This window comes from Clostridium sp. CM038 (assembly GCF_055081105.1).
In genome coordinates this window covers 4075999-4096294 of sequence record NZ_CM143651.1, presented here as the reverse complement: position 1 = coordinate 4096294, position 20296 = coordinate 4075999, and the positions used below count along the sequence as shown (strand labels likewise).

At 36.3% G+C, this 20296-nt stretch carries 13 protein-coding genes, 1 tRNA gene and 4 rRNA genes; 3 read left to right on the top strand and 15 right to left on the bottom strand.

Annotation, left to right across the window (positions count from 1 at the left end):
• Window positions 1-45: 45 nt before the first annotated feature.
• From ACWJKS_RS19045 to ACWJKS_RS19035, 3 genes are all read right to left on the bottom strand, one after another.
• Window positions 46-1563 (bottom strand): 16S ribosomal RNA (locus ACWJKS_RS19045).
• A gap of 709 nt (window positions 1564-2272) precedes the next feature.
• Window positions 2273-2491 carry a DUF3892 domain-containing protein gene (locus tag ACWJKS_RS19040; RefSeq protein WP_462960182.1) on the bottom strand — a complete coding sequence of 73 codons (219 nt, stop codon included), beginning with the start codon at window positions 2489-2491 and terminating at the stop codon, window positions 2273-2275.
• Between the two features lie 247 nt (window positions 2492-2738).
• Window positions 2739-3614, bottom strand: coding sequence for a YitT family protein (locus ACWJKS_RS19035; protein WP_165415008.1), 876 nt, complete (start codon window positions 3612-3614; stop codon window positions 2739-2741).
• Between the two features lie 210 nt (window positions 3615-3824).
• Here ACWJKS_RS19035 and ACWJKS_RS19030 point away from each other — a divergent pair, with 210 nt between their 5' ends.
• Entirely contained in the window at window positions 3825-4499 is a 675-nt protein-coding gene (locus ACWJKS_RS19030) for a uracil-DNA glycosylase (protein WP_462960181.1), read from the top strand.
• Window positions 4500-4549: 50 nt separating this feature from the next.
• Here ACWJKS_RS19030 and ACWJKS_RS19025 read toward each other — a convergent pair.
• From ACWJKS_RS19025 to ACWJKS_RS19005, 5 genes are all read right to left on the bottom strand, one after another.
• Window positions 4550-4625: transfer RNA gene (locus ACWJKS_RS19025), tRNA-Phe, on the bottom strand.
• A gap of 5 nt (window positions 4626-4630) precedes the next feature.
• Window positions 4631-4747, bottom strand: a 5S ribosomal RNA gene (gene rrf / locus ACWJKS_RS19020).
• Between the two features lie 116 nt (window positions 4748-4863).
• Window positions 4864-7789: ribosomal RNA gene (locus tag ACWJKS_RS19015) — 23S ribosomal RNA — on the bottom strand.
• Between the two features lie 292 nt (window positions 7790-8081).
• Window positions 8082-9599: ribosomal RNA gene (locus ACWJKS_RS19010) — 16S ribosomal RNA — on the bottom strand.
• Together the 16S, 23S and 5S rRNA genes with 1 tRNA gene alongside form the textbook arrangement of a ribosomal RNA operon.
• 548 nt (window positions 9600-10147) lie before the next feature.
• Window positions 10148-11089: a GNAT family N-acetyltransferase gene (locus tag ACWJKS_RS19005; RefSeq protein ID WP_462953397.1), complete on the bottom strand. Its 942-nt coding sequence runs from the start codon at window positions 11087-11089 to the stop codon at window positions 10148-10150.
• Window positions 11090-11266: 177 nt separating this feature from the next.
• Between ACWJKS_RS19005 and ACWJKS_RS19000 the strand changes: the two genes are divergently transcribed.
• Window positions 11267-12460 (top strand): class I SAM-dependent methyltransferase, encoded by a 1194-nt coding sequence (locus ACWJKS_RS19000; RefSeq protein WP_462960180.1) that lies wholly within the window; start codon window positions 11267-11269, stop codon window positions 12458-12460.
• A 137-nt stretch (window positions 12461-12597) separates the two neighbouring features.
• Here the strand turns inward: ACWJKS_RS19000 and ACWJKS_RS18995 are convergent, their stop codons facing one another.
• The 7 genes from ACWJKS_RS18995 to ACWJKS_RS18965 all read right to left on the bottom strand — a co-directional run bounded on the left by ACWJKS_RS18995 (window position 12598) and on the right by ACWJKS_RS18965 (window position 18821).
• Window positions 12598-13425, bottom strand: a complete 828-nt coding sequence (locus ACWJKS_RS18995; protein WP_216304491.1) for a tRNA threonylcarbamoyladenosine dehydratase — start codon at window positions 13423-13425, stop codon at window positions 12598-12600.
• Window positions 13426-13604: 179 nt separating this feature from the next.
• Window positions 13605-14849 (bottom strand): DUF1015 domain-containing protein, encoded by a 1245-nt coding sequence (locus ACWJKS_RS18990; protein ID WP_462960179.1) that lies wholly within the window; start codon window positions 14847-14849, stop codon window positions 13605-13607.
• A 26-nt stretch (window positions 14850-14875) separates the two neighbouring features.
• Window positions 14876-15787: a D-2-hydroxyacid dehydrogenase gene (locus ACWJKS_RS18985; protein WP_216304487.1), complete on the bottom strand. Its 912-nt coding sequence runs from the start codon at window positions 15785-15787 to the stop codon at window positions 14876-14878.
• Between the two features lie 172 nt (window positions 15788-15959).
• A complete protein-coding gene (locus ACWJKS_RS18980) occupies window positions 15960-17033 on the bottom strand; it encodes a pyridoxal-phosphate-dependent aminotransferase family protein (RefSeq protein WP_462960178.1) in 1074 nt (357 codons plus the stop codon).
• Between the two features lie 306 nt (window positions 17034-17339).
• Window positions 17340-17528, bottom strand: a complete 189-nt coding sequence (locus ACWJKS_RS18975; protein ID WP_216304485.1) for a hypothetical protein — start codon at window positions 17526-17528, stop codon at window positions 17340-17342.
• 334 nt (window positions 17529-17862) lie between these two features.
• Window positions 17863-18051, bottom strand: coding sequence for a hypothetical protein (locus ACWJKS_RS18970; protein ID WP_165414545.1), 189 nt, complete (start codon window positions 18049-18051; stop codon window positions 17863-17865).
• Between the two features lie 56 nt (window positions 18052-18107).
• The gene (locus tag ACWJKS_RS18965) at window positions 18108-18821 is read right to left on the bottom strand and encodes a hydrolase (RefSeq protein ID WP_462960177.1); all 714 of its coding nucleotides are present in this window, start codon (window positions 18819-18821) and stop codon (window positions 18108-18110) included.
• A gap of 232 nt (window positions 18822-19053) precedes the next feature.
• On the opposite strand from ACWJKS_RS18965, the gene ACWJKS_RS18960 reads away from it, so the two are divergent.
• Window positions 19054-20295 (top strand): DUF1576 domain-containing protein, encoded by a 1242-nt coding sequence (locus ACWJKS_RS18960; RefSeq protein ID WP_462960176.1) that lies wholly within the window; start codon window positions 19054-19056, stop codon window positions 20293-20295.
• The last annotated feature ends 1 nt before the right edge of the window (window position 20296 follow it).

Genomic DNA, 20296 nt, shown 5'->3' with positions numbered 1-20296 from the left:
TATTCTTCTATTGCATCGACCGAAGTCAATACATCTACTCCCTAGAAAGGAGGTGATCCAGCCGCAGGTTCTCCTACGGCTACCTTGTTACGACTTCACCCCAATCATCAATCCCACCTTCGGCCGCTGGCTCCTTACGGTTACCTCACGGACTTCGGGTGTTACCAACTCTCATGGTGTGACGGGCGGTGTGTACAAGGCCCGGGAACGTATTCACCGCGACATGCTGATTCGCGATTACTAGCAACTCCGGCTTCATGTAGGCGAGTTGCAGCCTACAATCCGAACTGGGATGAGTTTTTGAGTTTGGCTCCACCTTGCGGTCTTGCATCTCTTTGTACTCACCATTGTAGCACGTGTGTAGCCCTAGACATAAGGGGCATGATGATTTGACGTCATCCCCACCTTCCTCCCGGTTAACCCGGGCAGTCTCACTAGAGTGCTCAACTTAATGGTAGCAACTAATGATAAGGGTTGCGCTCGTTGCGGGACTTAACCCAACATCTCACGACACGAGCTGACGACAACCATGCACCACCTGTCACCCTGTCCCGAAGGACTTCGCCCATCTCTGGGTTATGCAGGGGATGTCAAGTCTAGGTAAGGTTCTTCGCGTTGCTTCGAATTAAACCACATGCTCCGCTGCTTGTGCGGGCCCCCGTCAATTCCTTTGAGTTTTAATCTTGCGATCGTACTCCCCAGGCGGAATACTTAATGTGTTAACGGCGGCACCGAGGTTCGACCCCCGACACCTAGTATTCATCGTTTACGGCGTGGACTACCAGGGTATCTAATCCTGTTTGCTCCCCACGCTTTCATGCCTCAGCGTCAGTTACAGTCCAGTAAGTCGCCTTCGCCACTGGTGTTCTTCCTAATCTCTACGCATTTCACCGCTACACTAGGAATTCCACTTACCTCTCCTGCACTCTAGACACCCAGTTTCAAATGCAGCACCCAAGTTAAGCTCGGGTATTTCACATCTGACTTAAATGTCCGCCTACGCATCCTTTACGCCCAGTAAATCCGGACAACGCTTGCCACCTACGTATTACCGCGGCTGCTGGCACGTAGTTAGCCGTGGCTTCCTCCTCTGGTACCGTCATTATCGTCCCAGAAGACAGAACTTTACAACCCGAAGGCCTTCATCATTCACGCGGCGTTGCTGCGTCAGGGTTTCCCCCATTGCGCAATATTCCCCACTGCTGCCTCCCGTAGGAGTCTGGACCGTGTCTCAGTTCCAATGTGGCCGATCACCCTCTCAGGTCGGCTACGCATCGTCGCCTTGGTGAGCCGTTACCTCACCAACTAGCTAATGCGCCGCGGGTCCATCTCAAAGTGGAATTTTCCGAAGAAAAATCCTTTGATGTTTCGATCATGCGACCAAAACATATTATGCGGTATTAATCTCCCTTTCGGGAGGCTATTCCCCTCTTTGAGGCAGGTTACCCACGTGTTACTCACCCGTCCGCCGCTAATCCACCCCGAAAGGTTTCATCGCTCGACTTGCATGTGTTAGGCACGCCGCCAGCGTTCGTCCTGAGCCAGGATCAAACTCTCAATTTAAAAGTTTACACTTTTTTAGTTGAAATGATTAATCTGCGACAACTGTTAAGTTGTTACGCAAGCTCATTACATACTTTTTAGTCTTACGACTAAATTTTACTTTATACTAAAGTAATTAACTGGTTTAACGAAATATTATTTCGCTATCTTTACCTATTTCTCTGTTTAATTTTCAAAGACCAATTTGCTTTGTCATCATGTGATGACTTCTACTATTATATCTGTTATATCTTAAGTTGTCAACAGTTTTTTTAATTCTTTTAACTGTTATTCTTCTTAATCTTTCTTGCTTCATCACTATTGAACCGCAGCGACAATTAATATAATATCATCTTTCAAAAACATAATATTTCATTTTTTTCTTTCATACGACAATTATATACAGTATTCTTTATAATGCTATTATATGTTAAGTTTCTTTTGTACTGACACACTAGGAATAGTATACCTTTATACACCAAATAATATACCAGCTTCATCACATTATACTTAGTTATAAATAAAGTGTAAGCCCTCTACATCAAGAAAAAACTCAATAAAGAGGACTTGCAACTATTATATTAAATAATCACCTGCGGTGCTGCAACTGCTTCGCAGAAGATGCATCGACGACTTCAGAAGAAAATTTATACTGCCACTGAAGTTTTTTCTTTATTATAGTCCGTAACCCCCTCTTATACAAGAGGGGGACGTTCCTTCTAAAATGTCATTAAAAATTCGGAAGATTATCTAAGTTGTCTTCTGTGATACTATTGGGTGATGACCTTATAACATCATTCCCATTTCTATTTTTACCAACAATCACCGATTCTACTGTTCCCCTCTTTGCTAACGCTACAACCTTACTCACATCCAATTCTTCACCTGTACTAGTTAATATATTTGTGATATCTCCGTCTGCATTTTTTCTTACCTTAACTATCTTCATAAAAATACATCTCCTCGTTAATTAATATAAGTAGAATTCAACATCTAAATTTTTTTAATACTATATTGTTTTTTATGTTAGCTTTTACATCACATATTTAGTATTTCCCTTTTTACCATTGTTTTATTACTAAACTATTACAAATCATATAAATTAATATTTACTAACTATCCTTTTAATATAATGAAAGCATGTAACTAATTACATGCTTTCATTATATTAAATCCTCTCCTACGGAGCTGCAATATTAACCTATAGGGCTTTTAAATCCATTACCTTCAACCTCAGCTATATCAATTATAGAAATAAAAGCTTCTTGGTCTATAACTTTTATTACTCTCTTAATTTGTGGTAGTTGACCCAATGAAACAACACAATACACTATATTTTTTCTATGTTTAGTATATGCGCCTTCTCCATATAAAATAGTTACTCCTCTATTAAAATTACTCATTATCGCATCACTTACTTCTTTTTCTTTTTCTGATACTATTAAAAGCATTTTTCGTCGGTTTAATCCATTCATAACTTTTTCCATAACAGCCACCGTAATATACATAGAAATCAGAGTATATAATCCAACTTTAAAATTAAATAATACAGATCCAACAGCTACAATTAAGAAATTTATTGTAAAGCTCATTATACCTATTTCTATATCATATTTCTTTTTAGCATATATAGCTAAAATATCCATACCACCTGTAGATCCTTCATTAGAAAAAACAATTCCAGTCCCTATACCTGAAAGTATCCCGCCATATATACAGTAAAGAAGTCTATAAGACTCTTCAACAGGAGCAAGAACATTATTTAAAGATGAGGTAAGCATTAAACAAACCGATAGCGAAATGGTCCCCAATATCGTAAATGCAGTAAATTTCTTATTTATTTTTAATATACTTAATATAAGAAGTGGAATATTAAATATCAATAATGTAATACCCATTGGAAGATTGAAAATATACTGTAACATTAGCCCTATTCCTGAAAGCCCTCCACTAAGAAGCTTATTTGGAATTATAAATAAATTTATTGCAACCGCTAAAATAAAAGTGCCTAAAATAATAAGAACTATTTTCTTAAATAAATCTTTAAAATCAGTGCTAGATACCTTTTTCATAAACTATCTCCTTGTCTTTCTCTGAAATACAAAACAGCTATTAATTGGTTTGTACCATATATTTTTGTATCTTCTTCTATTATTATATACCATTTAACACTTAAAACAAGCAGAAGTACCATCCTATATTTTTATAGTTTATACAATGAAAATAACAACTTATTTTATGAAAATAAATGCATTTATGTTACACTTAATTGAGGTGATTTTATGAATAATTTAGTAAATGATTGGAACGAGCTCTTATTAGAAGAATCTAATAAAGATTATTATTTAAAATTAAGATATTTTTTAAAAGAAGAATATGAAAAGGCGCAAATATATCCTGAAGTGCAGGATATATTTAATTCACTTAAATATACGGCATATAATGATGTAAAAATTGTTATACTTGGTCAAGATCCTTACCATGGACCTAGCCAAGCTCACGGTTTAAGTTTTTCTGTAAAAACAAATGTACCCATTCCCCCTTCTTTATTAAATATATATAAGGAATTAAATAATGATGTAGGCTGTTATATTCCTAATCACGGTTATTTAAAGAAATGGGCTGATCAGGGTGTTCTGCTCTTAAATACCGTTCTTACTGTTAGATCCGGAGAGGCTAATTCACATAAAAATAAAGGTTGGGAACATTTTACGGACAAAATCATTGCTTTATTAAACGACAAAACAGAGCCTATAGTTTTTATTTTATGGGGGAACAATGCTCAGACAAAACAATCTCTTGTAACAAATCCAATACACTACATAATAAAGTCTGTTCACCCAAGCCCATTATCCGCATATAGAGGTTTTTTTAATAGTAAACCTTTTTCTGATGCTAATAATTTTTTAACTTCGGTAGGCGAAAAAAACATCGATTGGCAAATTGAAAATTTATAAATATATCACTCCAACTAAAAAAAACGTCTTAGAATTATCTAAGACGTTTTTGGTGGCTAGACCAGGAATCGAACCAGGGACACGAGGATTTTCAGTCCTCTGCTCTACCGACTGAGCTATCCAGCCACATTACCTGGCGACAACCTACTCTTCCACAAGGTCACCCCTGCAGTACCATCGGCGCATTGAAGCTTAACCTTCGTGTTCGGTATGGGAACGGGTGTTACCTTCATGCCATAATCACCAGATTGAGAATATAAATATTCTCTGAAAATTGCACAGTGAATTAGTCTTTTCGCTCACGCTCAAAGCCTCGCTTCTTTCTTACGAAAGAAGTATATCGCATTACTTTTAATTATATATTTAGGTCAAGCCCTCGACTTATTAGTATTAGTCAGCTGAACATGTTACCATGCTTACACCTCTAACCTATCAACCTGGTGGTCTTCCAGGAGTCTTACTAACATCGCACTTACGTGCGAGTTATGGGAAATCTCATCTCAGGGTGGGCTTCACGCTTAGATGCTTTCAGCGTTTATCCCTTCCAAACATAGCTACCCAGCGATGCCACTGGCGTGACAACTGGTGCACCAGAGGTTTGTCCATCCCGGTCCTCTCGTACTAAGGACAGCTCCCTTCAAATTTCCTACGCCCGCGACGGATAGGGACCGAACTGTCTCACGACGTTCTGAACCCAGCTCGCGTGCCGCTTTAATGGGCGAACAGCCCAACCCTTGGGACCTACTTCAGCCCCAGGATGCGACGAGCCGACATCGAGGTGCCAAACCTCCCCGTCGATGTGGACTCTTGGGGGAGATCAGCCTGTTATCCCCGAGGTAGCTTTTATCCGTTGAGCGATGGCCCTCCCACGAGGTACCACCGGATCACTAAGCCCGACTTTCGTCCCTGCTCCACTTGTAAGTGTCGCAGTCAGGCTCCCTTCTGCCTTTGCACTCTTCGCGCGATTTCCAACCGCGCTGAGGGAACCTTTGGGCGCCTCCGTTACTTTTTTGGAGGCGACCGCCCCAGTCAAACTGCCCACCTAACAATGTCCTGTGACCAGATTCATGGCCTCCAGTTAGAACCTCAGTACTGTCAGGGTGGTATCCCAAGGATGACTCCACACAGGCTGACGCCCATGTTTCTCAGTCTCCCACCTATCCTGTACAGACAATACCGAAATTCAATGCTAAGCTACAGTAAAGCTCTACGGGGTCTTTCCGTCCAATCGCGGGTAGCAAGCATCTTCACTTGCACTACAATTTCGCCGGATGTGTTGTTGAGACAGTGCCCAAATCATTACGCCATTCGTGCGGGTCGGAACTTACCCGACAAGGAATTTCGCTACCTTAGGACCGTTATAGTTACGGCCGCCGTTTACTGGGGCTTAAGTTCATACCTTCGCTTGCGCTAAGTAATCCCCTTAACCTTCCAGCACCGGGCAGGCGTCAGCCCCTATACATCAGCTTTCGCTTTAGCAGAGACCTGTGTTTTTGCTAAACAGTTGCTTGGGCCTATTCTCTGCGACCTACTTACGTAGGCACCCCTTCTCCCGAAGTTACGGGGTCAATTTGCCGAGTTCCTTAACAACAATTCTTCCGATGGTCTTAGGATTCTCTCCTCACCTACCTGTGTCGGTTTGCGGTACGGGCACCAATATCCTCGATAGAGACTTTTCTTGGCAGCGTGGAATCAGATACTTCAGGAATAAATTCCCTTCCCCATCACATCTCAGCGTTAAGAGCAAACGGATTTGCCTGTCTGCTCCGCCTAAATGCTTAGACACACATCCAATAGTGTGCACATCTTATCCTCCTGCGTCATCCCATTTCTAATAACGTCCATTGGTGGTATCGGAATATCAACCGATTGTCCATCACCTACGCCTTTCGGCCTCGGCTTAGGTCCCGACTAACCCTGAGAGGACGAGCCTTCCTCAGGAAACCTTAGGTTTTCGACCGTTAAGATTCTCACTTAACTCTCGCTACTCATGCCAACATTCTCACTTCTGTACCGTCCACCACTCCTTACGGTATGACTTCAGCCAGTACAGAAAGCTCCTCTACCGCGTACACAATTGTGTACACCCATAGCTTCGGTGGTAAGTTTTAGCCCCGGACATCTTCGGCGCAGGATCTCTTGACTAGTGAGCTATTACGCACTCTTTAAATGAGTGGCTGCTTCTGAGCCAACATCCTAGTTGTCTTAGAAATCCCACATCCTTTTCCACTTAACTTACACTTTGGGACCTTAGCTGATGGTCTGGGCTGTTTCCCTTTTGACTACGGATCTTATCATTCGCAGTCTGACTGCCGAAATAAAAGTATATGGCATTCGGAGTTTGATAGGGTTCAGTAACTGTTGTCAGCCCCTAGCCCATTCAGTGCTCTACCTCCATTACTCAATTAATCGACGCTAGCCCTAAAGCTATTTCGAGGAGAACCAGCTATCTCCGAGTTCGATTGGAATTTCTCCGCTATCCACAGCTCATCCCATGGTTTTTCAACACCAACGTGGTTCGGACCTCCACGGAATTTTACTTCCGCTTCATCCTGGCCATGGATAGGTCACCCGGTTTCGGGTCTACGACATGCAACTATGCGCCCTATTCAGACTTGGTTTCCCTTCGGCTCCGTACCTTAAGTACTTAACCTTGCTACATATCGTAACTCGTTGGCTCGTTCTACAAAAAGCACGCCGTCACACATATAAAGTGCTTCGACCGGTTGTAGGCACACGGTTTCAGGTTCTATTTCACTCCCCTTCCGGGGTTCTTTTCACCTTTCCCTCACGGTACTTCTTCACTATCGGTCACTAGGTAGTATTTAGCCTTGGGAGGTGGTCCTCCCAGCTTCCCACAAGGTTTCACGTGTCTCGTGGTACTCTGGATTAGATCTGACTGTTTTTCCTTTTCATTTACAGGCCTATTACCTTCTGCGGAGCAGCTTTCCAGCTATCTTCAATTAAGGAATTGCAGTATTTATGATCTATCCTCAACCCCCAGATCAAAGACCTGGGTTTGGGCTCTTTCCCTTTCGCTCGCCGCTACTTAGGAAATCGATGTTTCTTTCTCTTCCTCCGGGTACTTAGATGTTTCAGTTCCCCGGGTCTACCTCTGCATACCTATTTATTCAGTATGCAGTACATAGTTGTTACTATGTGGGTTCCCCCATTCGGAAATCTTTGGATCACAGGCTATTTGCGCCTACCCAAAGCTTATCGCAGCTTAACGCGTCCTTCTTCGGCTCCTAGTGCCAAGGCATTCGCCATGCGCCCTTTGTAGCTTGACCTTGATTCTGTCTATTTACATAGACGGTTATATTAATTTTGCGAAATTGTATTAAATTAATTTATAAACTACTTGCGTAGTTTTAATTTTTTTAAAACAACTTTTTTCACTGTGCAATTTTCAAAGAACATTTTAAGAAAAACTATTCATTATCTAACTCCTAAGAGTTAGATAAAATTAGTCTCTCAAAATTAAACAGAGAACTAGGTACGATTAATTACAATAGATATTTTTGAAGAACAAATTAATATTCTTCTATTGCATCGACCGAAGTCAATACATCTACTCCCTAGAAAGGAGGTGATCCAGCCGCAGGTTCTCCTACGGCTACCTTGTTACGACTTCACCCCAATCATCAATCCCACCTTCGGCCGCTGGCTCCTTACGGTTACCTCACGGACTTCGGGTGTTACCAACTCTCATGGTGTGACGGGCGGTGTGTACAAGGCCCGGGAACGTATTCACCGCGACATGCTGATTCGCGATTACTAGCAACTCCGGCTTCATGTAGGCGAGTTGCAGCCTACAATCCGAACTGGGATGAGTTTTTGAGTTTGGCTCCACCTTGCGGTCTTGCATCTCTTTGTACTCACCATTGTAGCACGTGTGTAGCCCTAGACATAAGGGGCATGATGATTTGACGTCATCCCCACCTTCCTCCCGGTTAACCCGGGCAGTCTCACTAGAGTGCTCAACTTAATGGTAGCAACTAATGATAAGGGTTGCGCTCGTTGCGGGACTTAACCCAACATCTCACGACACGAGCTGACGACAACCATGCACCACCTGTCACCCTGTCCCGAAGGACTTCGCCCATCTCTGGGTTATGCAGGGGATGTCAAGTCTAGGTAAGGTTCTTCGCGTTGCTTCGAATTAAACCACATGCTCCGCTGCTTGTGCGGGCCCCCGTCAATTCCTTTGAGTTTTAATCTTGCGATCGTACTCCCCAGGCGGAATACTTAATGTGTTAACGGCGGCACCGAGGTTCGACCCCCGACACCTAGTATTCATCGTTTACGGCGTGGACTACCAGGGTATCTAATCCTGTTTGCTCCCCACGCTTTCATGCCTCAGCGTCAGTTACAGTCCAGTAAGTCGCCTTCGCCACTGGTGTTCTTCCTAATCTCTACGCATTTCACCGCTACACTAGGAATTCCACTTACCTCTCCTGCACTCTAGACACCCAGTTTCAAATGCAGCACCCAAGTTAAGCTCGGGTATTTCACATCTGACTTAAATGTCCGCCTACGCATCCTTTACGCCCAGTAAATCCGGACAACGCTTGCCACCTACGTATTACCGCGGCTGCTGGCACGTAGTTAGCCGTGGCTTCCTCCTCTGGTACCGTCATTATCGTCCCAGAAGACAGAACTTTACAACCCGAAGGCCTTCATCATTCACGCGGCGTTGCTGCGTCAGGGTTTCCCCCATTGCGCAATATTCCCCACTGCTGCCTCCCGTAGGAGTCTGGACCGTGTCTCAGTTCCAATGTGGCCGATCACCCTCTCAGGTCGGCTACGCATCGTCGCCTTGGTGAGCCGTTACCTCACCAACTAGCTAATGCGCCGCGGGTCCATCTCAAAGTGGAATTTTCCGAAGAAAAATCCTTTGATGTTTCGATCATGCGACCAAAACATATTATGCGGTATTAATCTCCCTTTCGGGAGGCTATTCCCCTCTTTGAGGCAGGTTACCCACGTGTTACTCACCCGTCCGCCGCTAATCCACCCCGAAAGGTTTCATCGCTCGACTTGCATGTGTTAGGCACGCCGCCAGCGTTCGTCCTGAGCCAGGATCAAACTCTCAATTTAAAAGTTTACACTTTTTTAGTTGAAATGATTAATCTGCGACAACTGTTAAGTTGTTACGCAAGCTCATTACATACTTTTAGTCTTACGACTAAATTTTACTTTATACTAAAGTAATTAACTGGTTTAACGAAATATTATTTCGCTATCTTTACCTATTTCTCTGTTTAATTTTCAAAGACCAATTTACTTTGTCATCATGTGACGACTTCTACTACTCTACCAGTTATTTAATCATCTGTCAACAGTTTTTTAATCTTTTAATTTAAATTCTCTGTTGTAATGATTACTTTCTCGCAGCTAAACTGTAGCAACATGTAATATCTTATCATAATTATTTTTATCTGTTTTATGATGTGTATTACTTATCTTAATATAAGTGCACAATAATCTTATTTTCTTACTTATTCTACGTTTTTCTCATATTGATACACTAGGATTAGTATACATATCATATACTTGTAAACTCATCCTAAACGCTTAAATTCATAAAAATATCTATTCCAATAGCCATTCTAGTTATAAATAAAATTTCAATCATATTAGATTAGTTAACTGTTTTTAACCTTATAAAAAACCATTTGATCTCTCCATTCACCATTTATGTATAAATGTTTTTCACTTATACCAAGTTCTTTAAACCCACAACTACTTAAAACTCTTTGTGACTTTTCATTATCTATTAAAGTAGTTGCTTCTATTCTATGAAGCTCTAATTCTTCAAAAGCATATTTCATTACAAGTTTAACTGATTCTTTCATATATCCCTTACTTTGTTCCTTTTCATCCATAGAATAACCTATAAACGCATTTTTAAAACTGCCCATCACTATATTCGATATCTTTATTTTGCCAATAAGTTTGTTATTCTTGTATATCCCAAAATTCACAACATTACCATTCAAAAATTGTTTATAGCTCTCTACTAAAGTACGTTTTTGGCTCTCTAAAGTATAAAACTTCTCATCTCTAGACGGTTCAAAAGGCCTTAGAAATTTTCTGTTTCTTAAATGAAACTCTAACACTTCTTCCGCATCGCTTGGAATTAATGCATGAATCTTAATATTCATTCCTTTAATTGTAAGTTCTCTTTTTATTGAATTTTTTTTAAGTCCAAACTCATTTATACCAAACATCATTTCTGATTGATATTCAGATTTATTTACTACACTATCTGTGATAATACCTTCTAACTGAAATCCTAAATCAATAAAAGCACTAATATTTATACTTTCATGAACCATAACATTTACTTTGTTTAATCCCATATTTTTAAACAAAATACCCAGCATAAGATTTAACGTATCTTTTAAATACTCATAACCCCCATTATTGTGGTTATGAAATTTCAATCTAAACTGACAAAACTTATTTTTTTTATCTAATTCAACTATAAATATTCTTCCTAGTATAATATAATTACTATCCTTTATTATATACTCTCTATCATTACCTTTTAAAGCTTCTAAATTTACGTACTTACCTTTGTTCATCTTAAGCCCCTTTATCTACACTAAAATCATTAATTAAATTTTAATAGTTGCTTTTCTTCATACCATTTATTATAACATAACCAATTATAATATTATATTTTTCTTCAATAGCTTTTAATTTTTTGTTATACTTGTAGCATAGTTGAAAAATAATTATAGAAGAAAGGTTTGAGCACAATGAATAAGCAAAATATTAATAAATTAAAACTTTTTCTAATGGGCCTAGAAAATAGATTTTCTGAAAACTGTTCAATATTTAAACAAATTGATACTACCTATATAACAGGTCTAAAAGAGTTTAAAGGAACAGGTATTTATGATAATGGAAATATTAAATATAATTTTAATGGAAAAACAGAAACTTTGAGTATAAATCAATTATTTTCTAACATAACTAAAGAAGCCGAAAGCTATGAATGCTCATCTCTAGTTTATAGTGAAAGAGGTTCTTCAATTTTAATCTCTGCAGATAATAAAAATGTAACTATGAAGAGCTTAAATGTGGATTTCGTAGAGGATGAAGACTTAAATACTATTTCTTCTAAATTACCCTCTACTCATATTAGTAGAACTACCTCCACTCTTTTGAATAGAGATTACTATATAAAGATTGGTAGTGCAGATGCTTTGTTAAAAGAAATAGGCATAATGAGTAAAGATGGTAAAATTAAAAATGATAAAATAAGAAAATATAATCAAATTGATCACTATGTAGAACTCTTAGAAGGAATTTTAGATAAGCTCCCACAACATCAAGTTATAAATATATTAGATTGTGGTTGTGGAAAATCCTATTTATCATTTGTACTAAACTATTATTTAACTGAAGTTAAAAAGAAAAAATGCCATTTTATTGGGCTAGATTACTCTAAACCTATAATAGACTCATCTAAAAACATGGCCAAAAACTTAAATTACAGGAATATGGAGTTCCATGCTATTGATATTAAAGATTATGAACCTGATAAAACTATACATGTAGTATTATCATTACACGCTTGTGACACTGCTACAGATATGGCATTAGCTCTAGGTATCAGAGTAAACTCTAATATAATCATCGCAGTTCCATGCTGCCATCGAGAATTTTTAAAGCAATATTCTTATGAACCCTTTAAAAACATACTAAAGCAGGGTGTATTTAAATCGAGAATGGCCGATATTTTAACAGATGGAATGCGTTCATTACTGCTAGAAGCTAAAGGATATGATGTTTCTGTAGTAGAATATATATCTCCTCTTGAAACACCTAAAAATCTAATGATAAGAGCCATAAAGACAAGTGAAGAAAATGATACAGCTATGGATGAATATATATCTTTAATGAGTAATTTAAATGTTTATCCAGCGTTATATTCGTTTTTGAATTAATGGTAAATATATTTACACAAATAATTTTCAACAAAAATAAGAGTGCATTAATTTTCACTCTTATTTTTGTTCATCCCAATAACATTAAATATTAATTTTTCTTTTTAACGACATTTCAGAAGGAAAGTCTCCCACTTCTATAAGTTGGAGTATAAATCCCCTTCTGGAGTCGTTAGTTCATCTTCTTCGAAGCTGTTCAGCTCCGCAGGAGATGATTTAATTAAATCCTTAATAACTTCTCCACCAAGTATCATTCCTGCTACTGGAGGAACGAAAGATATACTACCTGGAATTTGTCTTTTTATAGCACACTTTTTTGAACCTCCTGTACATACACAACCTTCTTTGCATGTTATAACCTCCTCTAACTTCGGCCTCATAGGGGTTTCCTCTGAGTAAACAACCTTTAAGCTATCAATATTTCTCTTTCTTAGCTCCTGTCTTATAACCCTTGCAAGTGGACATACTTTTGTATCATAAATATCTGCGACTCTAAATAGCGTTGGATCTAATTTATTTCCAGTCCCTAAACAGCATATAATATTGATATTACGTTTTCTGCAGTGTTCAACTAATGATATTTTTGAAGCTACTGTATCGATAGCATCTACTACATAATCTGTGTCCTCAGTAATTATATCTCCCATATTATCTGCAGTTACGAATGTTTCATGAGTGATAACTTCACATTTAGGATTTATTTCGAGTATTCTATCCTTCATTACTAAAACCTTACTTTTACCTATAGTTTTAAATGTAGCATGTATTTGTCTATTTAAGTTTGTTAAACAAATTGTATCATCATCTATTAATACCAATTTCCCAACACCTGCTCTTACTAGTGCTTCAACTGTATAACTACCAACTCCACCTATTCCAAAAACTACTACTTTACTTTCTCGTAATTTATTTAAACTGTCCATACCTATGAGTAATTCTGTTCTTGACAATGAATGCTGTGGCATATGTTTCTCTCTCCTTTGAAATATATCTTATTTTAAGTATTATATGTTTTCATATTATAAAATTTATTAATAAAACAAATCAATTTTATAATTTAATTATACCCTATATATTTAAAAAGACCACGCATATGCGTGGTCTTTTTCCATTTCAACAGTTTTATTCTTATCATGATGTTAGATTATAGTTCGTGGACAAATATTCCACTTTGTAATTTAGGTTCAAACCAAGTTGATTTAGGAGGCATTACTTTCCCCGCATTTGCTATATCCATTAGATCATCCATAGTTGTAGGGCACATAGAAAATGCAACTTTCATTCCTTCTCTAACCCTTCTTTCTAATTCCCCAAGCCCTCTTATTCCACCTATGAAATCGATTCTTGAATTTGTTCTTGGATCATCAATATCTAAAATCGGATCTAGTAAATTCTTTTGAAGTATTGATACATCTAATCTTTCAACTGGATCACTCATATTAAAAGTCCCTTCTTTTGCTGACAGTTTGTACCATTTGCCCTCTAAGAACATTCCGTATGTTCTTTGCACTTCTGGTTTAAATTGGCCTTTACCTTCATATGGAGTTATATCAAATTTGTCAGTAACTTTATTTAAAAAATCTTCTGAAGAATTTCCATTTAAATCTGAAACAACTCTATTATAATCCATTACGTATAAATCATTATCTGGGAATATAACCGATAGGAAGAAATTAAATTCCTCATCACCAGTGTATGCTGGGTTATCTTTTCTTCTCTTTAGTCCAACTTTAACAGCTGAAGCTGATCTATGATGTCCGTCAGCTATATATAAATAATCTGTTTGCGTAAATACAGCTGATAGCTTATTTATAATTGCTTCCTCATCTATAACCCAAATAATTTGTGATACTCCATCTTCTGATTTATAATCATATACTGTTGTTTTTGTTTCTGTCCAATTTTTAACTATACTATCTATTTCATCTTTATGTCTATATGTTAAAAATATTGGTCCAGTATTACAATTTGTATAATCAATATGATTAAATCTATCAAGCTCTTTATCCGATCTTGTTAGCTCATGTTTTTTAATTGTATTATTCATATAATCATCAATTGAAGCACAAGCAACTATACCAGTTTGAGGTCTTCCATTCATTATTTGTCTATAAATATACATACAAGGTTTTTCATCTTGCATATACACTTTATCGCTAATCATTTTTTGAAGATTTTCTCTAGCTTTCAAATAAACTTGCTCACTGTGGGTATCTATACCTTGTGGTAAATCTATTTCTGGTTTATCGACATGTAGAAATGAATAAGGTTTTCCTTTTACCATCTCTCTAGCCTCTTCACTATCCATAACGTCATAAGGGAGAGCTGCTACTTTCTCTACTAAACCTAATTGCGGTCTGTATGCTTTAAATGACTTTACTACTGCCATGATTATCCCTCCTGTGATTAATTAATTTATTTGAAAAATTCTAAAATAATACTTATTATCTCGGTACCTATTCTTGTTTGAGCTTCCTGCGTTGCAGCTCCAATATGTGGTGTTACAGAAACCTTTGGATGGTTAACTAAAGTTTCATTTTTAGTTGGTTCTTCAACAAAAACATCTACTCCAGCTCCTGCTAATTTGCCATTATCTAAAGCTTCTACTAAAGCATCTTCATCAACTACTCCGCCTCTAGCACAGTTAATTAAGAATGATCCATCCTTCATCATATCTAATTGGTCTTTTCCTATAGTAGCCCCTTGATCTTTAATGAATGGTATATGTAATGATAAATAATCTGCTCTTTTTAATACATCATTTAACTCACAGAATTCGTACTCATCACAATCCTTAGCTTTACCTATTATATCTGTATATATGACCGTCATGCCAAGTGCAAATGCTTTTTTAGCTAGTTCTCTTGATATTCTTCCAAACCCAACTAAACCTAAAGTTTTTCCCGCAATTTCTACACCTACATATTTTTTCTTATCCCATTTGCCCTGTCTCATAGATACATTAGAAATATTAACAAATCTTGATACTGCAAACATATGAGCAAGCGTAAGTTCCGCTACAGATGCACTGCTTGCATTTGGAGTATTAGAGACATTTATCCCTTTTTCTCTAGCATATGCTACGTCAATATTGTCAACGCCAACCCCTCCACGTATTATAAGCTTTAGTCTTCCCGCTTCTGCCGCTTTGTCGATTATTGGTTTTCTAACCTTTGTTGCAGATCTAACTACAATTACGTCAAATGATTTTAATGCTTCGCCCAAAACTTCTGGTTCATAAAACTTCTCAACAACTTCAAACCCTTTAGCTTTCAACTCTTTAACAGCATTTTTTTCCATACTATCAGTAACTAATACCCTAATCATGATTATCCTCCTCTTTATATAAAGAAATATTATCCTTTAATTTAGATACTTTAGTGGATTCAGACACTTTAGTGGATTCTTAAACCAATTATATTATTTTCAATAATTACATAAACTCAAATTAAGAATGAAAAATCACATTACAATTTTTCATTCTTAATCTAATTGCTAATTATTTAAGTTCTAAAATTTCGGTTATTATTTTCAATAAATTTTTCACTTCTTCTGGTGTAGTTTCAGCCATATGAGCAATTCTAAATGTCTTATCTTTTAATTTTCCATAACCATTAGAAATAATAAAGCCTCTTTCACCTAATTTCTTATTTAAGTCAGAAATACTGATTCCTCTTGTGTTTTTAACATTAGTTAATGTATTTGACAAAAAGTTTTCATTAGCGAATATTTCAAAATATTTTCTAGCCCACTCTCTAACAAGTTCAGCACCAGCGATGTGTCTAGCATATCTGTTCTGTAAGCCTTCGTCTAATATCTTATCTAACTGATAATCTAAAGCAAACATATGTGCAAGTGAAGGCGTAGACGGATATTGATAATCCTTCTTTTGGATGCAATTATATAGTCCTAATAAATCAAAATATACTCCTCTATTTGTAACTTGCTTAGCTCTTTCTACTGCTTTTTTTGAGAATGTGCAAATAGCCATTCCTGCAGGTAATCCTAAACATTTCTGAGTTGAAGTTATACAAATATCTATAGCCCATTCATCTACTTTTACTTCTGTTCCAGCAGCGTTACTTACTGTGTCAACGCATACTACAATTTCAGGGTATTTTTTGTAAACTGACGAAAGAACTTCCATGTTATTAACGAGTCCTGTTGAAGTCTCATTCATAGTAATCGTTATTAAATCATATTTACCAGTTACTAATGCTTCTTCGATCATTTCTGGAGTTGTTGGTTGTCCCCATTCAGATTCAAATTTATCTGCTGGTACTCCATTATCCGTACACATTTCAAACCATCTGTTTCCAAATGCTCCTACTGAAAATATTGCTGCTCTCTTGGCTGTACATGAACGTACAGCACCTTCCATTAGACCACTTCCTGAACTCGTTGAAAGTAGTATTTCTTCTTTAGTATTAAACACTTTTCTCATTTTGTCGCTTATGTTTCTTTGTAGCTCTGATGCTTCCTTGCCTCTATGTGATATTTGAGGCGTAGCCATTTTTTGAAGTACGTCCTCTGCTACATCTACTGGCCCCGGTATAAATAATCTTTTATGCATGATTCACCCTCCAAGTTTTACTCTTCCCATTTTTTGTTAATCTTATGATTTGTCTTGAAGTCTAATAACTATTTTAACACTTAAATATAAATTTCTCAATATATTTAAAATAAATATTATGAATATTCTATATTTAATACGCAATTCTATATTGGTATATCATATGCTTTATAATTTGTTTTTAAATTACTGTTTTAACATTTTTTACACTAAGGTTTTGGCTTTGTTATGATGTGTAACTCCCACTTAGAAGTGGGAGACTTTCTTGTGGAATGCCTCTAAAATATTAGTGATTTAATATTTGCATTAACCTTGATCTAATCCTGCTAAAACTTTGTCATATAAATTGACTTCACATTTATTGTCTTTTAAATGCTGGCAATTATCACAGCTCTTACTAAATGATGTTCCTATTGAAGATTGAAATCCTGTTCCTACCGAGTCATATCCCTTACAGCTATTTGCTACATGTGTCATCTGTTCTATATTTGGCATAATATTGTTCCTCCTTATAATTTAAAACTTAATTAATTTCTTCTTATTATTTCCCTACTTTCATCAAATAATTCCTCTATACATTTTTATATTACAGAATTACCACAACTATTATAACTTTCAGCACCATATTTAAAAAATTATATATTACCAAAACTTCTCTAATCTAAATAATTTTAATTTTTTTATAATTTCCTGTAAATTAAATAAAGCTACCAAAACATAAACTGTTCTAGTAGCTTGTATATGCTATTTAAAATAGCATCTTTTATTATATTAATAACCTATTGCTTTTATATGCTCTTCAAGTTTTTACAACTTTCATCCTACTACCTTATTCAAGGTTATCCCACCAGTAATCTTTTATGTTAATTATAGATTCAGTTTCTCTACAGTATTTTGTAGTTAAACACTGCCTTAAATTTCTTGGGCATCTTTTGCATAAACAGTCCACGTCTCCGCCATTACACTGTTTTGTAGAGGCTTCAGGACATTTATCACAGTTATCTCCACCTACAGCCATTTTATCACCTACCACTTTAATTAAAATTGTTTTATCAATAGTTACTATATTTTATGCTATTTTTCTTCATTCTCTGTCTCGTAAATCGTTCTATACTTAATCATTATTTCATTTAAAATATCTGCTACTATTGGGGGGGTATATGTAATTGCATTAGCCCCTGCTTTTATAGTTTGCCTTATAGTTTCATTATTTGGACCACCTGTCGCAATTATAGGAAAATCGGGATGTTTTTCTCTTATTTTTCCAACTATATATGCTGTCTTTTTAGCACCTGAAACATTGATTATAGTTGCTCCGGCATTTATCCTAGCCTCTGTATCTTCAAATTCTGACACAACTGTAACTATTATTGGAATATCTATAGTTCTCCTTACTTGTCTTATAACATCATTTGATATAGGACTATTGACTACTACACCCATAGCACCTTTAAATTCAGCATCTAGTGCTAAATTTGTCACCCTTCTCCCTGTAGTAATCCCTCCTCCAACGCCACAAAACACTGGTACATCTGCTGCTAATACTAAGGCTTCTGTTATAATGGGCTGAGGTGTAAATGGATATACTGCAATAATTGCATCCGCATTTGTATTTCTTATAACTGCCACATCTGTAGTAAAAACAAAAGATTTCAACCTTTTCCCAAATATTACAATTCCACTAGCATCCCTAATTGCACTTGGTAGCTCTATCATATGGCTCCTCAAACTCCCTGTTATTTGAGGCACTTTTTTACTTAAATTTTTACCTTCAATGTTATTTTCCATTTTTATCCTTCTCTCTTTTTATAATTATTTAATATTAACACTAATATAATATTTAATCTAATTATTACGAAGCTACTAATATTTTATTAACATCCCCATTATAATTATACTTATAATGGGGATTTAATTCTACCCTTAATACTTATATTATTTTATTTGTACTAGTAATTCTTTTGCCTTTACTATAAAATAATTACATAGGGTTTAAGTTTATAAATTAAGGAGGTCTTTTATGCGAATAAAAATTCATTCTACCTATTATATGTTTATTTGCTTATCTTTATTTTTCATGATTTTAGCATTTGTTATGAGCACCCCAACGGAAATCTTCATAGGTTTTAAAAAAATAATTTTTGAATCTAATATACTAATTACAGATTATGTAGAACTTGCAGGCATTGGCGCTACCTTTTTTAATATGTCTTTAGTAGTTTTAGCCTCTATATTCCTACTTGTACATGTAGGAATAAAACCAAATGGTTCCACTGTAGCGGCACTATTTACAATGGCAGGCTTCTCTCTTTTCGGAAAAAGCATTGTAAATATCTGGCCAATAATATTTGGGGTTTGGTTATATTCTAGATATCAAAAGGAAAAGTTTATAAATTATGTTTTAATAGCACTATTTGGAACAACTTTATCTCCTACCGTTAATCAATTAGCATTTTTAGGTCATTTACCCTTTCTAGGAAATATAATTATAGGAATATTAATAAGCACTTTTATCGGCTTTATTTTCCCTCCAATGGCAGCTTATTGTCTAAAGCTTCACCAAGGTTATAATCTTTATAATATAGGTTTCGCAGCTGGCCTTCTTGCAACCTTGATCATGTCTTTACTAAGAGCTTTTGGTATAAACTTTGAAAGTCGATTACTTTGGTCTACAGGAAATAATTTATTTTTTTCTATAATATTAATTTCCTTATTCATACTAATGATAATAGTTGGATTCATACATAATGATAAAAGTTTTAAAAACTTATTTAAACTTTATAAACAACCTGGTAGACTAGTAAGTGATTATTACCTTTTATTTGGACGTGGACTTACTATGATAAACATGGGTATTCTAGGCGTATATTCAACTATTTACGTACTCATAATTGGAGGGGATTTAAATGGCCCTACTATAGGTGGAATATTAACCATTGTTGGTTTTGGATCATTTGGAAAGCACCTACGAAATGTATTTCCTGTTATGATAGGCGCAACACTTGCATCTCTATTAAATATTTGGCAATTTAGTTCACCTGGAATGCTATTAGGTATCTTATTTAGTTCAACATTAGCTCCTATTTCAGGTCAATTTGGATGGATTTATGGTGCTATTGCCGGATTTTTGCACATTTGCTTGTCCATGAATATTAGCTATCTTCATGGTGGCTTAAATCTATACAATAACGGTTTTTCAGGAGGAATAGTATGTATAATCCTTATTCCGATTATTACTGCATTTAGAAAGGAGGTTGATTAAT

Excerpts from the sequence above, each read along its gene's own strand:
- ACWJKS_RS18995 (WP_216304491.1), bottom strand. The coding sequence starts at position 13,425 with ATGCCACAGCATTCATTGTCAAGAACAGAATTACTCATAGGTATGGAC.
- ACWJKS_RS18980 (WP_462960178.1), bottom strand. The coding sequence starts at position 17,033 with ATGCATAAAAGATTATTTATACCGGGGCCAGTAGATGTAGCAGAGGAC.
- ACWJKS_RS18960 (WP_462960176.1), top strand. The coding sequence starts at position 19,054 with ATGCGAATAAAAATTCATTCTACCTATTATATGTTTATTTGCTTATCT.
- ACWJKS_RS19040 (WP_462960182.1), bottom strand. The coding sequence starts at position 2,491 with ATGAAGATAGTTAAGGTAAGAAAAAATGCAGACGGAGATATCACAAAT.
- ACWJKS_RS18990 (WP_462960179.1), bottom strand. The coding sequence starts at position 14,849 with ATGGCAGTAGTAAAGTCATTTAAAGCATACAGACCGCAATTAGGTTTA.
- ACWJKS_RS18985 (WP_216304487.1), bottom strand. The coding sequence starts at position 15,787 with ATGATTAGGGTATTAGTTACTGATAGTATGGAAAAAAATGCTGTTAAA.
- ACWJKS_RS18975 (WP_216304485.1), bottom strand. The coding sequence starts at position 17,528 with ATGCCAAATATAGAACAGATGACACATGTAGCAAATAGCTGTAAGGGA.
- ACWJKS_RS18965 (WP_462960177.1), bottom strand. The coding sequence starts at position 18,821 with ATGGAAAATAACATTGAAGGTAAAAATTTAAGTAAAAAAGTGCCTCAA.
- ACWJKS_RS19000 (WP_462960180.1), top strand. The coding sequence starts at position 11,267 with ATGAATAAGCAAAATATTAATAAATTAAAACTTTTTCTAATGGGCCTA.
- ACWJKS_RS19030 (WP_462960181.1), top strand. The coding sequence starts at position 3,825 with ATGAATAATTTAGTAAATGATTGGAACGAGCTCTTATTAGAAGAATCT.
- ACWJKS_RS19005 (WP_462953397.1), bottom strand. The coding sequence starts at position 11,089 with ATGAACAAAGGTAAGTACGTAAATTTAGAAGCTTTAAAAGGTAATGAT.
- ACWJKS_RS18970 (WP_165414545.1), bottom strand. The coding sequence starts at position 18,051 with ATGGCTGTAGGTGGAGATAACTGTGATAAATGTCCTGAAGCCTCTACA.
- ACWJKS_RS19035 (WP_165415008.1), bottom strand. The coding sequence starts at position 3,614 with ATGAAAAAGGTATCTAGCACTGATTTTAAAGATTTATTTAAGAAAATA.